Annotated in this window: 14 protein-coding genes; 5 read left to right on the top strand and 9 right to left on the bottom strand. The window is 38.3% G+C overall.

All coding sequences use genetic code 11. From position 1 onward, the window contains the following. The first annotated feature begins 373 nt into the window (after positions 1-373). A complete protein-coding gene (metK, locus tag ASC84_RS06440) occupies positions 374-1540 on the top strand; it encodes a methionine adenosyltransferase (protein ID WP_004719464.1) in 1167 nt (388 codons plus the stop codon). 257 nt (positions 1541-1797) lie between these two features. Here metK and ASC84_RS06435 read toward each other — a convergent pair whose 3' ends face one another. Next, positions 1798-2049 (bottom strand): hypothetical protein, encoded by a 252-nt coding sequence (locus ASC84_RS06435; protein ID WP_004719463.1) that lies wholly within the window; start codon positions 2047-2049, stop codon positions 1798-1800. 296 nt (positions 2050-2345) lie between these two features. Between ASC84_RS06435 and ASC84_RS06430 the strand changes: the two genes are divergently transcribed. Next, positions 2346-2534 (top strand): hypothetical protein, encoded by a 189-nt coding sequence (locus ASC84_RS06430; RefSeq protein ID WP_056512843.1) that lies wholly within the window; start codon positions 2346-2348, stop codon positions 2532-2534. Here ASC84_RS06430 and ASC84_RS06425 read toward each other — a convergent pair. Beyond that, on the bottom strand, positions 2531-3160 hold the full coding sequence (locus ASC84_RS06425) for a LysE family transporter (protein WP_056512737.1): 630 nt from the start codon (positions 3158-3160) through the stop codon (positions 2531-2533). The genes ASC84_RS06430 and ASC84_RS06425 overlap by 4 nt on opposite strands. 353 nt (positions 3161-3513) lie before the next feature. Next, positions 3514-4083: an FxsA family protein gene (locus tag ASC84_RS06420; RefSeq protein WP_056512734.1), complete on the bottom strand. Its 570-nt coding sequence runs from the start codon at positions 4081-4083 to the stop codon at positions 3514-3516. A gap of 311 nt (positions 4084-4394) precedes the next feature. Between ASC84_RS06420 and ruvC the strand changes: the two genes are divergently transcribed. Then, entirely contained in the window at positions 4395-4940 is a 546-nt protein-coding gene (ruvC, locus tag ASC84_RS06415; protein ID WP_056512731.1) for a crossover junction endodeoxyribonuclease RuvC, read from the top strand. Between the two features lie 130 nt (positions 4941-5070). Here ruvC and ASC84_RS06410 read toward each other — a convergent pair whose 3' ends face one another. Genes ASC84_RS06410 through ASC84_RS06395 form a run of 4 tightly spaced genes read right to left on the bottom strand, consistent with a single transcriptional unit; the run spans position 5071 to position 8099 of the window. Next, positions 5071-5412, bottom strand: coding sequence for a hypothetical protein (locus ASC84_RS06410; protein WP_004719458.1), 342 nt, complete (start codon positions 5410-5412; stop codon positions 5071-5073). Then, on the bottom strand, positions 5405-6289 hold the full coding sequence (locus tag ASC84_RS06405) for a hypothetical protein (RefSeq protein WP_081409327.1): 885 nt from the start codon (positions 6287-6289) through the stop codon (positions 5405-5407). The genes ASC84_RS06410 and ASC84_RS06405 overlap by 8 nt, the downstream gene beginning before the upstream one ends. A gap of 50 nt (positions 6290-6339) precedes the next feature. Continuing rightward, on the bottom strand, positions 6340-6612 hold the full coding sequence (locus tag ASC84_RS06400; protein WP_004719454.1) for an acylphosphatase: 273 nt from the start codon (positions 6610-6612) through the stop codon (positions 6340-6342). After that, a complete protein-coding gene (locus ASC84_RS06395) occupies positions 6612-8099 on the bottom strand; it encodes a bifunctional ADP-dependent NAD(P)H-hydrate dehydratase/NAD(P)H-hydrate epimerase (protein ID WP_056512727.1) in 1488 nt (495 codons plus the stop codon). The genes ASC84_RS06400 and ASC84_RS06395 overlap by 1 nt, the downstream gene beginning before the upstream one ends. A gap of 46 nt (positions 8100-8145) precedes the next feature. On the opposite strand from ASC84_RS06395, the gene queG reads away from it, so the two are divergent. Together queG and bioB are read left to right on the top strand one after the other, a co-directional pair. After that, a complete protein-coding gene (queG, locus tag ASC84_RS06390) occupies positions 8146-9255 on the top strand; it encodes a tRNA epoxyqueuosine(34) reductase QueG (protein WP_056512725.1) in 1110 nt (369 codons plus the stop codon). Positions 9256-9545: 290 nt separating this feature from the next. Further along, positions 9546-10535: a biotin synthase BioB gene (bioB, locus tag ASC84_RS06385; RefSeq protein ID WP_004719449.1), complete on the top strand. Its 990-nt coding sequence runs from the start codon at positions 9546-9548 to the stop codon at positions 10533-10535. A gap of 110 nt (positions 10536-10645) precedes the next feature. Here bioB and ASC84_RS06380 read toward each other — a convergent pair whose 3' ends face one another. Both ASC84_RS06380 and purF read right to left on the bottom strand, forming a co-directional pair. Next, complete coding sequence (locus ASC84_RS06380; protein ID WP_004822360.1) at positions 10646-12538, bottom strand: M48 family metalloprotease; 1893 nt, start codon at positions 12536-12538, stop codon at positions 10646-10648. A gap of 85 nt (positions 12539-12623) precedes the next feature. Then, a complete protein-coding gene (gene purF, locus ASC84_RS06375; protein WP_056512722.1) occupies positions 12624-14168 on the bottom strand; it encodes an amidophosphoribosyltransferase in 1545 nt (514 codons plus the stop codon).

Here is a 14168-nt window from a genome sequence, read left to right as displayed (position 1 = left end):
ACATCTCAACATCAGCAAAACAAATTTGATTATGTTTAAGCGATGCATTTACATTCGGATATTCTTTCACCATCCTATTAAGTCTAAATATTGAAAATTTCATGCTGATCAATATTCAATAGAACAAGATCTTGCTAAAGCGTTTCACGCGATAAAAAGTCATGATAACTTGAATGCAAATCGCCCTGCTTTTGCAAATTTTCCAAGAAACAGGACTCAATCGTAATCTTTTATCAATTTTTCTAATGAGCATATCAATTAAAAACACATGAAAATGAATTTAATTCATGCATTTTAGTCAGGTAATGCTAGTCCTCAGGCTGAAGTCGATGTAACATATTGCGTCTTTATAAATTACTGTGATAGGACTTTCATGCGCGAGTATGCTGTTTTTACTTCGGAATCTGTGAGCGAAGGCCATCCAGATAAAATGGCTGACCAAATCAGTGACGCTATCTTGGATGCAATCTTAAAAGAAGACCCATACGCTAGGGTTGCATGCGAAACATTAGTAAAAACTGGTGCAGTCGTTCTTGCAGGTGAAATTACAACGACTGCAAATGTCGATTTTGAAACTATTGTCCGCAATACCGTAAATGGAATTGGCTATCACCATACCGATTTAGGTTTTGATGGTTCAACTTGTGCTGTGATTAACATGGTGGGTAAACAATCACCTGAAATTGCACAAGGTGTAGACCGTCAAAAACCAGAAGACCAAGGTGCAGGTGACCAAGGTTTAATGTTTGGTTATGCAAGCCGTGAAACTGATGTGTTGATGCCAGCACCGATTTCATATGCGCATCGCTTAATGGAAAAACAAGCTGAATTACGTCGTAACGGCGCACTACCGTGGTTACGCCCAGATGCAAAAAGCCAAGTAACATTTGCCTATGAAAATGGTAAACCTGTTCGCCTAGATGCAGTTGTTCTTTCAACTCAGCACGATCCTGAAATTTCACAAGCCAATCTGAAAGAAGCTGTGATTGAAGAAATCGTAAAAAAAATCATCCCTGCTGAAATGTTCCATGCGGGTACTAAATTTCACATCAACCCAACTGGGTTATTTGTGATTGGTGGTCCAGTGGGTGACTGTGGTTTAACCGGTCGTAAAATCATTGTAGATACTTACGGTGGTATGGCGCGTCATGGTGGCGGTGCTTTCTCGGGTAAAGACCCATCAAAAGTTGACCGTTCTGCTGCTTATGCAGGCCGTTATGTTGCAAAAAATATTGTTGCGGCAGGTTTGGCGGATAAATGTGAAATTCAAGTGTCTTATGCAATTGGTGTTGCTGAGCCGACTTCGATTTCGATCAACACATTTAATACAGGCAAAGTATCTGATGAATTGATTATCCAATTGGTTCGTGAGCATTTTGACTTACGTCCATACGGTATCACTCGTATGCTTGACCTAATTCAACCAATGTATAAGCAAACTGCTGCTTATGGTCATTTTGGTCGTGAAGGTTCAGATACTGCATTTACTTGGGAAAAAACAGATAAAGTTGAAGCGCTTAAAGCTTCTGCAAATTTGTAATTCTAGCCTAAGATCTAAATTTGAAAAAAAGCTCGCATATGCGAGCTTTTTTATTGAATTAATGTTATCGGGATGAATACCTCAAAATTTTTCCTCCTCTACTCCACTGAATATCTATATCTTAAATATCTTATCGATATTTATAGCTTTAAAACACATCTAATGGTTTGTTTATTTTAATCATTAGCATGATCTAATTTTATTGTTCTTCAAAGCCCATCAAACCTTTACACAATTCAACCAATCATTTACAGCACTTATTGACCACCTGATTTAGCATCTGGCTGTAACACACTCAATAAAGAAACTTGCGCTGGCGTTTCTGTATTGTGATTTTGCAAATAAATATGTCCCACTTTAAACGTTACTGCTGCAATCAAACAAGCAGCCAGACAAAACGTCCATAATCCATATGGGCTTTTAATATGTTGAGAGCCACATTTTGGACAAACTTTTTGTGTTGAACTGACCGCTTCATCACAACAAGCACAATGATATTGTAGAATCATATTCAGATCTCCTTTTATGGCGCTATTATTGTTTTTAATTATTACACTACAATTATATCCATATATGTAATGCAAAAAATCTGTTTCTTTTTTTAGTGTACATGATTCGTATCTTTTGACAAGACAAATTTGTTTCAATATATTCTCATATAAATTCAATAACTTAACTTTATATACTAAAAATAATTGATTATAAATCAACACCTATCAAATTGTGGATCATTCATTCAATATTCTGTATTACATTGATTCAAGCTATAATCTGTAAAGTGAAAGATATTGTTTTGGAGATTATTTTGGTACAGCTGATTAAAAAAGGCGGTTTAAGAGAACGTGCAAATCGCAGTCGTAAATACACGCAATCTGAAAATAATATTAAAACCTTAGATCCACATCGCTATACCACTCAAGATCAAAACCACAGTCGCAATGATCAACAGTCACAAGAACAGCCTTTAATTCCTCAACAACATCCTGACCACTAAAACATCTTCAAGACATCGACCCAAAGGAAAATGGCAAATAATAAGAAAAAGCTTCCTGAAACAATATCGATATAACTTCCTGATTTTTGATAAATGCGCTTAATTTTAGGAATTGACATGATCATCATCAACAAGCTGAAAACTAAAAATGTTTGAATGGGAATAATCACTGCCAATTGCGGCTTTAAATTTGCACCTGCTGTTGAACTCAATGCCAATGAAAAAACACTACTAAAATAAATCACAATCTTAGGGTTGGCTAAATTGGTATAAAGCCCCAATAGAAAATAGTTTTTAGGGGGCTGCTCGATCACACCATCTAAATTGGTATTTTGTTTAAGTGTTGCAATGCCGCCTCTCAACATTGCATAGCCCATTTTGGCAAGGAACAAGCCTCCGATCAGCATCAAGACTTGTTGAATCCATGGCCATTGTTCCAGTAAAACCGTAAAACCAAGCAAAGTTAAAGCAACCCATACCACCACACCGGCAGAGATGCCTAGAATGATTTTTAAAGTATTGGCACGTGTTGTCGATGCTGAGCTTTTAGCGACAAGTAATACATCTGGACCAGGACTCAACTGTGCAACAAAGTGTAGTGCACAAATGGTCAATAACATCGACATAATAAAATCTTAGAAATTGTGACTCAGTGATTATATCGTTTGATCAAAAATATGTTTAACTATTTTCGAGTTTCATAACGAAGGCTGAGATAATTTTAGCCACAACCCTGAGCAAGAACAAACCACTGCTTTGTTTGCAGCGCAAGGCGCAGCGGGGACTAGCGTGTTTTTTGCCGCTACTTTGTTACGAACTACTTATTTAGAATGACTAAATTTCGTATTTCGTGCCTAGTATCGCCTAAAAAACACTCGTAGTCGCAAACGTAGACGAATTGTCAACAGACCCTATGATTTCAGGTATAAAAAAGCCGAATCATTGATTCGGCGTTCTATTCAACATCGTAGACTGTATTTTACTTTTGATTTACATCTTTCAATTCAATTTGTTTATGCTGCGGTTCAACTTCATGCGCTTCACCATCAATAATGGTTGAATCACGATGTTGCCCACCAGATTGCTGGTTTTGCATATCCTGCATTTGACGCATCAAATCTGCAAATGGGTTTTGACCTTGAGCACCACCCATGTCCCCCATTCCACCCATCATATTGTTCATCATGGCTTGTTGCTTTTTCGCCATATATTTCATACCTGCATTTTTAATTGCATTCTGTACAGGTGGAAGAATAACCAGTAGCGCCAAGACATCGGTGATTAAACCTGGAATCATCAACAAAATACCCGCAAATGCTGTCGCCATTTTTTTGGCAATTGCAGGATCATTCCCCATCATTCCTGTCATTTGCATTTGTTGTAATTGCGGCATAATTGTTGCGGTACTTGAACGCAACAAGTTTAAACCAATTACAAAAGCAATGATAAACCAGAAAAATACGTACCAACCGCTAATGAACTGGGCTACACCAATCCATACAGCAATTTCAACAATCGTACCAATTAAAATAATAGGAAAAAGTTTCATCGAAACAAGGCATCTCAAAGATAAATTAAAAGTGAGCTTGAAAATTCACATATAAAAACAATGAATTTCGTTGCTTCTATCATTTATATGGGCAGTTAAAAATTTTTAAAGGGTAATTTTGTGTTCTGACAGCGATTTTATTTATTTGTGCGATTTATTGACTGAGGTTTTATAAATAATGAGCACCCTAGCGCTGTGCTTAAGGGAAATAATACTGTTGTGTACTTTGATTATACAACTAAGTTAAAATTTTACTTACAATTCATTTTTAGAATCATATAATTGAAGCAAGACTTACGATAAGCAGTATTATGCCTTTAATTATTGGAATTGACCCCGGTTCACGCTTAACAGGTTATGGCATCATTGAAAAAGATGGTCAAAAACTTACTTTTGTTGATGCTGGTACAATTCGCACTGAAACAACAGAAATGCCTGAGCGACTCAAACGAATTTTTGCTGGAATTGAACGTATTGTTCAGTTTCATGGCCCTACAGAAGCTGCTGTAGAGCAAGTATTTATGGCACAAAACCCTGATTCTGCTTTAAAACTTGGACAAGCGCGTGGCGCGGCAATTGCAGCGTTGGTCAATTTAGACTTACAAGTTGCAGAATATACGGCTCGTCAAATTAAACAATCTGTTGTGGGCTATGGTGCTGCAGACAAAGAACAAGTTCAGATGATGGTGATGAAGTTACTTAACTTATCAATCCAACCCCAACAAGATGCTGCCGATGCACTCGCTGCAGCAATTTGCCATGCCCATGCTTCTGGCAGTATGAGCAAATTAGCTGTACTGAATGCTTTAGGCGGTATGGCTCGTGGGCGGAGTCGCAATAGTAGTCGTCGACGTTAATTTATATACACCACCAAAACGCCTCGCTCTACCCATGTCAAAGTCCAAGCTATTGCAATCATAAAAAAGCTATCGCAATCACCAAGGTGATCTGAAAGGGTTTTTATTTATTGAGATGGTAGAGCCCATCTCAAGTTAAATAAGGCAAAGTATCTTTTCGAATCTCACGAATACTGGGCTGCTTCGTATAGGTTGCAATTAACATTTTTCCAGAAGTTCTTAGATTTTTCTTCTGTTCTGAATCAACACGAATCAACACCAACTCTTCAGGGATACGTGGATTACTCCCTTCTCGACAAATTATGAAATTTTGATTCCGTTCAAGAATGGTATAGTTTGGAAATTCCTTTTGTAACTTTGCTTTGAATGACAAAGACTTATCTTCTTTTTTCCCACTATCTAGTTGGGTATAAATAATCAATACCAAACACGCAGCAAATACAATTCCAACAACTAAATATTTATCAATCATGTAATTTCACTCGAATATACTTCTGCTGTTTTTCATTATACTGATAAACATGGGTTTCATTTATAGGCACAATTTTAGCAATATCAACAACATAGATTTGTTGCGTACCAGAATAGTGAATTTCAATATCATACAAACCATCATGCTCAGTGCTTAAAAAACGATAATCAGCTTGTGTATTGTAGATTTTATCACTTCCTGTCACTTCATTGTCATTCCCAATTTCTGCAACTTCCAATTTGACCATTACAGGGTTTTCATCAAATGGGACGATATAAAGCGTGCTAGTTGAATAGCCTTGTCGACTATACGCTTGTTCTTCGACATAGCCTTTTATTCGCGGACCAATTTTTCGAATATTTTTAACTATATTTTCAGTCGGATAAGGCAAATAATTAAAATCTGCATTCATCCAACTATTTTCATCCTGACTCTGGCTCACTAACTCAAATTGACCTAAAGCATTTTTCTTAAATAGGTAGATTTTAGTAAATGTTGCGCATACACCACAAAAGTTTAGTAATTCATTATTTTTATCTATCGAAACTTCTGTTGTACTTATAAGATAGCGCAACTCATTTTGAGCATTTTGATAAGCACTCGCAGGACTAAATACAATCACAGCATCATCACGATCAAAGACATGGGTATATTCGGCATTTTTAATCCCGACATACTGTATATTGCTCTGATCTAATTGAGGGATTTTGACATATTGGATCTGTTTTTGATAAAAAGATTTCATCACAGTTTTAAAGTCCAAATCTTTTAAAGCAATCTTATTCTTATTCGTCACAGCGTCTACTGGTTGTGCGACAAGCTCAGTATGAATACCGCACATCAAAATACAGCTTAATAAAATTTTGTTGATCATCATAGGTAATATTGATTTATATCAGTATGTGGTTGCTATTCTAAATGATCTCTTTAACGGATCATCTTAAAATCAGTATAGTCTAAATCATGATTCAGGTTTTGTTGTTCAATACTAGTCACATCAGCACGTAAAGGCCCAACATAGCAATGACGAATCAAACTTAAAATCGCTTGTTCATCTCCGACCACAACAGCTTCAACCTCGCCTGTAGTTAGATTTTTCACATAGCCTTTTAAATTCAATTGTAAGGCTTCTTTTTCAAACCAACGACGATAGCCTACAGCTTGAACTTTACCACGAATTAACAATTTTACCGCTTTCATCACATACTCACTCCTGACAATGAATGATTGACCACATAATACACAGCATCACGCATTTGCTGGGCCTGTAAACCACGCATACCGTTTTTTGCGAGCCTATCACCTGCCAAAGCATGTAAGGTGACAATTTCATGTAAGTGAATATTTTCATCAAATTGTGCTTTTAAACTGGCAATCATTCCTGCAAGAACATCTCCCATCCCACCAGTGCCCATGCCTGCATTCCCCGCAGTACAGATCCATAGATGCTTTTCTAAAATCAAACTTCCAGAACCTTTAAGTACCCATTGTCCTGAATATTTTTGCTGAAGTTTTTGAATCGCAGCAATACGATCATTTTCAATCTCTGCCACTGAGCAATTTAATAATTTAGCAGCCTCACCTGGATGAGGCGTCAGGTAAGTTCGTTGATTGAGTTGAACAGCTTGTTCAGCTAAAAACCACAAAGCATCAGCATCTAAAACCACTTGCAGCTGTGGGGTTAAATGAATGGGTGAAAACCATTTTGAAAATTGTTGTTTTGCCCAAGCATCACGCCCTAAACCCATTCCAAAACTGACAGCATCCACATGGCTTAATAAATTTTGAATATCCACATCAGTTAAAGCGTTGATATCTCTCAGCATGATGTTAGGAGAGCGTGCCAGAATTGCAGTGTGATGTTTGGCATGACACACTACCGTAACTTTTCCAGCACCCGCACTAAATGCAGATTCAGCAGCTAACATGACTGCACCGCCCATCTCTGCATGCCCACCGACCACCAAAACATGCCCATAACTGCCTTTATGACCGAACGCTTGGCGTTGTGGTAATTGAATCTGGGTGGGTGACAACTGTGCGACCGATTTTAATTGTGGGTCTATAGGAACAATTGAAATGAGCTCAATTTGACCCGCATATTCTCGACCTTGTCCTGTAAACAAGCCCGCTTTCAGGCCTAAAACAGTCAATGTTTGATCTACTTTTACCGCCACAGGTAAAGGTTGTCCTGTATTAGCATTTAAACCGCTCGGAATATCAATGGCTACTTTTAAACCTGATTGAGCATTATAGTGTTGAATAATTGCTTGCAATGCATCATCCAAATCACGGTTTAAACCAATACCAAACAATGCATCAATATGACAATCAAAGCGCTTTTCGATATTAAAATGTGGGTGGATTTTGATTTTATCTTTCTGTACTAACTCAATTGCCGCCTTTAACTGCTGAGAATGCCCTGCTTCAGTTGCAAATATTTCGACTTGATAACCGTATTGATGCAAATAATGGGCAACACAATATCCATCACCTGCGTTATTTCCTGCACCGCACCACAGCGCAACAGTGGTAATTTGGGGAGAAGCTTGTTGAAACAAAATATTTAAGCGTTGCGCAATCGACCAAGCCACCTGTTGCATTAAACCAAAAACGCTATTTTGCTGAGCAAACCAACGCGCTTCCCATGCTTGTATTTCACGGCTGTGATAAACTTGCTGATGCATCATTCTGTCCTTTTCTTCTCACTATTTTATAGCGCATTGATTCATTATGTCGGCAACTTTAACTTCGCAATCCATTCCCTTGCAACAGCTTGATCTTCAAGAACTAAAATCTTGGATCAAACAACAGGCTATGCAACTAGGCTTTGCTGATTGTGTCATTGCTCGTCCTGATGCTCAAGCTGAATTACCACGATTTAAAGAATATTTAAAACGCGGATACCATGGCGATATGAAGTTTTTAGAAGAAAATTTAGAAAAAAGAGCGGACCCTACATTACTGGTTCCAGGCACAAAAAGTATTATCTGTGTACGAATGAATTATTTGGTGGAAACACCAAAACCGCGTTATGTACCAGATGAGCCCAATGCAGCAATTATTGCCCGTTATGCACGTGGACGTGACTATCATAAAATCATGCGTGGTCGGCTAAAAACCTTGGCAACCCTCATTAAAGAAAAAGTTGGTCCGTTTGAATCCCGTCCCTTTGCGGACTCAGCGCCGGTGTTTGAAAAATCACTGGCAGAAAGTGCGGGGATGGGATGGACCGGTAAACATACTTTATTGATTCATAAAAAATCGGGTTCTTTTTTTGTTTTAGGTGAATTATTTACTTCACTTGATTTGCCCTTTGATGAACCAGCAACGCATCATTGTGGTTCATGCTCAGCCTGTATCGATATTTGCCCAACTCAAGCGATTGTTGAGCCGTATATGCTGGATGCGCGCAGATGTATCGCCTATTTAACCATCGAATATAAGGGAATCATTCCTGAAGAGTTAAGACGTGGTATTGGTAACCGTGTTTTTGGCTGTGATGACTGTCAACTGATTTGTCCTTGGAACAGTTTTGCCAAAAAAGCTTCGATTGAAGACTTTAACCCACGTCATAGCTTAGACCATATTAACTTATTGGATTTATGGCAATGGGATGAACAAACCTTCCTCAATTGTACTGAAGGTAGCCCCATCCGACGTACAGGCTTTCAAAGCTTTATGCGCAATATTGCAATTGGCTTAGGTAATGCACCGTATTCAGCTCAAATTATTGCAGCATTGACCCAAAATAGAGCCTTACATGATGAAGTTGTGCAAGTCCATATTGATTGGGCTATTACCGAGCAAAATGCTAAACAACACCAAATTTCAGCCCATTGATGCCCTTAAATTGTGCCGAGTGATAATTTTCAGATCGTTGCAAAGTTCGTAATTTTTGAATATTTTAATCACCAATACACTGAAGTTAATAAAAATTAAAGTTAAAATTTTGTGAGTAAATCACAAGGAATGTGGTTAACTTTGCAACTATATTTATAATTTTAGTTTTCTATACTCTTGATCTTTTTAATCGTAAGATACCATCGTATTTGGACTTTTTTGCCCTATGGAATTGGCATGAATTATGTATTATATACAGGGATAGATAATGATTATCATGGATTTAATTAATGACAGTACGTAATGACTGGGCTCGTGAAGAAATTCAAGCTTTATATGAACAGCCTTTTTTAGACTTAGTTTTCAAAGCACAGCAAACTCATCGTGAACACTTTGATGCCAATACCATCCAAGTCAGTACTTTACTTTCAATTAAAACTGGTAAGTGCCCTGAAGATTGCAAATATTGTTCGCAATCTGCACGCTATGATTCAAAATTAGAAGCTGAAAAACGTATTGCGGTCGATAAAGTGATCAGCGAAGCAAAAGAAGCCATTGAATCAGGTTCTTCACGTTTTTGTATGGGTGCAGCATGGCGAAACCCACATGAGCGTGATATGCCTTATGTCCTCGAAATGGTGCGTGAAGTTAAAGCATTAGGTTTAGAAACCTGTATGACACTGGGTATGCTCAATCAATCACAAGCTGAACGTTTACATGCAGCAGGCCTAGATTATTACAATCATAACTTAGATACATCGCGTGAATACTATTCACATATCATCAGCACCCGTACTTTTGATGATCGCTTAGACACCTTGGATCATGTCCGTAATGCGGGGATGAAAGTCTGTAGTGGCGGTATTGTTGGATTGGGTGAAAATCGTAATGATCGTATTGGTTTATTACATGAATTAGCAACCCTGCCTGTTCATCCTGAATCTGTACCTATCAATATGCTTGTTCCAATTGAAGGCACGCCACTTGCTGATGTTGAAAAACTTGATGTCACAGAATGGATTCGCACGATTGCGGTTGCACGTATTATTATGCCACACAGCTATATCCGTCTTTCTGCTGGCCGTGAATCTCTCACAGACTCAGATCAAGCTTTAGCCTTTATGGCAGGTGCAAACTCGCTATTTAGTGGTGAAAAATTATTAACCACACCAAATGCTGGTGAAGGCAAAGACAAACAATTGTTTAATAAGCTAGGTCTAAAAGCAGAAAAAGCCAAACCAACAGTGGCTGAGCTTTCTGTAGATGCGATGGCGAGTTAATTCAAAGTTATTTCTAACACCGCTTGAGATCAAGTGGTGTTAGGATTTCCCAGCTAATTCTTTTTATTATCATTGCTATGATGGCTTTATCTACAACATACTTAGTCTTATTAAATAATCATTACACTGTTCTTTTTCTGCATTTGGTCTACGATATCATCTGTGGCAAAGCCAAGTCGCCAATACAGCAATTGCAGTACATCTAATTCATCTTGGGTAATAATTCGATCATTCCACAAACAAATTTCAGCCACACCCAAAATACTCAGGCGATCACGTAATAATAACCCTGCGATATCATTTAAGATTTCACCCAAATCAATAGGTTCATCTGAGATTTCTTCAAACAGTTCTAACTCATCCTTAGACAAAACCCGTTCTAAAATCTCATAGCGCACATCAAGCTGATTGGCACTGTTAATTTGCTGTACATGCAGCAAGGCATCAATCAAGCGCACAATTTGTGGCTTCACCGTTTCCAAGGATGACGGTGTATGCATCGGCAACAAATGCAATTCAGCTTTTACACGCTCAATCAGCAATGCATCCAACAAACCAATCTCACCATCTTCTTGAATAATTTTCGCAAGCTTGGTGACAAATTGACGTGCACTGGTCGCAGGCATATTACCAAGGTTTTCACAGGCATCATGGAAAATTTGAATATGTACCCGACCATCTAAATTTAAAAGTGAGTCAATAATGGCACGACTTACCTCCGCATCAGACGGAATAAACTCGCGATACTGTCGAATCATTAAGATGGCGACCATTACCTCACGAGAACCCGTTGCCGTTTGCATAGCACGCTGAATCAAGTCTGAACGCTCAATTTGACGGCGTACTTCTGGATTTAAAGGTTTAATTGCATCGTTTAAGGCAAAACTAATTGGGGATAAGCGTAATAAAGGTAAAGGCTGTGGAGATACCCATGGGTTATAAACATCCCCTGTTGATTCTTCCAAAGGGCGTAACAAACTAAATAAAGGCTGACTACGTAATTTTTTTAAATTTTCCAGCTGTAGATCCTGTAACAGTGTCGGATTTAACTCATAAATACGGTCTTCAATACTTGGATGGATATTTAACCAACTTTGCGGACTTAAGGAATTGGCAAAACACATATGCGCAATGGCTTCAGAAAACTCACTATGAATTTGAGAACCTGCATGATGGACATAGATACGCAATAAGGTTTGTACATTGGCATTATTGAGCAATAATTTTTTAGTTTTATAATCGTTATAAAAAGTACGCCCACCCAAAGTGAAATATTTAATCAAACGATTAATTAAAATCCCCATACTGCCGAGTAGCCAAATCACCCCACCCACTGCGACAAAACTGGTTTCAAATTTATGCTGATTTCCCTTGGCGTTATAACGATTAAAGCCCTGCTTTGCGATTTTGCTTCCCAACTGACTAAAGGTAATTAAACCACTATATAAAATTTTAAGTCGGGTATTTTCTCGTGCTTCACCGGATAGAATTTGATTAAACTCATGCCCTAATAAACCATAAAGTTCTAATTCATCCAGATTCTGTAATGCGCCCCAGGTCAAGATAATCACCGTATCTCTTGGATGAAACCCAGCAGTTAAAGCATTAACCCCAACTTCATCTGGCAATACATATAATGTAGGAGCATCAATCTCAAAAGTCTCTGCAAATTTATCTGCGAGTTTTAAGGCCACACTTTCTTCCGGAGTGCTTTCAATTTGACTTAAACGACGGGCTTTTAATTGCTTTGCAAGTGAGTGACCACCTGTACGGAACACATAAAATTCATATGCAATTGACCAACCAATGATGACGATGATCAAACCGACACAGTAAGGGCTGAGGATATTCCACCAGATCTCTTGATCTGGATCCACATAGTGAACCAGCAATCCTAAAACAGTATTTAGAATAAAAATGGTCAAAATGACCGCAAGTAAGCAAATACTTGCAGACCACAACATATTCTTGTTTTTTATCAAATAATGACTGACATCTTTCAATGTAAAATTCCTCATTACATTGCAAAATACTATAAATGAAAAAAGCGGGAACTTCCCGCTTTTTCTCAATGTAAATCAAAGTTGCTTACATTTCTTCTTTGATACCGCTTAAATCCACAGATGCTGCATCGATATTGACATCAATATAACCATCTTTTTCTTTTTTCGCAGTATCACTACGACTTTGCTCAAGATCAGTTAAATATTGCTCATCAATATCGCCTGTAACATAAACACCGTCGAATACTGAACAATCAAAATCTTGAATGACAGGTACTTTACTGGTTCTTACTGCCGCTTTTAAATCATCCAAGTCTTGGAAGATTAAACGATCAGCACCAATAATGTCCTGAATTTCCTCAACACTACGATGTGAAGCAATCAACTCTGCTTTTGCTGGCATATCAATACCGTACACATTTGGATATTTCACCATTGGTGCAGCAGAAGCAAAATAGACTTTTTTCGCACCCGCATCACGTGCCATTTGAATGATTTCATTACAAGTGGTACCACGTACAATCGAATCATCAACCAACAAAACGTTCTTGCCTTTAAACTCAAGCTCTACAGGGTTGAGTTTTTGACGAACAGATTTGGTACGTTGTTGCTGACCCGGCATAATAAAGGTACGACCGATATAACGGTTTTTCATGAAACCTTCACGGAATTTCACGCCCAACATATTCGCCAATTCTAAAGCAGAAGTACGGCTCGTATCTGGAATTGGAATCACCACGTCGATGTCGTGCATATCCCCCCATTCACGAAGAATTTTCTTCGCAAGGGTTTCACCCATTTTCAAGCGTGCTTTATATACCGAAATACCATCGATGGTTGCATCAGGACGCGCAAAATAGACATATTCAAAAATACATGGGCGGTAACGCGAATTTGCCGCACACTGTTGTGAAAAGAACTCACCTTTTGAATTGATAAAGATCGCTTCACCAGGCTCAATATCACGTTCTACTTTAAAACCTAACGCGGTAATCGCAACAGATTCAGAAGCGATAATATATTCTGTTTCACCATTTTCAGTTAAACGTGAACCATAGATCAGTGGACGAATACCATTGGGATCACGGAAACCTACGATACCATGCCCTGTGATCATTGCAACGACACCATAAGCACCTTTACAACGCTCATGCACACGTTTAACTGTATGAAAAATATCTTCAGGCATTGGCGTTAATGATGCACATTTTTGCAATTCATGAGCAAAAACGTTTAGCAATACTTCTGAGTCTGAGTCCGTATTCATATGACGTAAGTCAGTTTTGAATAAGTCATCGTGAATATCAGCCGCATTGGTTAAGTTACCATTATGCGCCAATGTAATCCCATAAGGTGAGTTTACATAGAAAGGCTGCGCTTCTGCACTACTTGAAGAACCAGCAGTTGGATAACGCACGTGACCAATACCATAGTTACCGAGTAATGCGCGCATGTGGCGAGTATGAAATACATCACGTACCATACCATTATCTTTTCTTAGAAAAAGACGTCCATTATGACAAGTCACAATCCCAGCCGCATCTTGCCCACGATGTTGTAACATCGTCAACGCATCAAATAACATTTGGTTTACAGGTGCTTTACCTGCTATACCAACGACTCCACACAT

The organism is Acinetobacter sp. Root1280 (assembly GCF_001425285.1).
GTDB classification, from domain to species: Bacteria; Pseudomonadota; Gammaproteobacteria; order Pseudomonadales; family Moraxellaceae; genus Acinetobacter; species Acinetobacter guillouiae.
The sequence above is the reverse complement of the archived record's forward strand: the minus strand, read 5'-3'. Positions and strand labels throughout refer to the sequence as shown.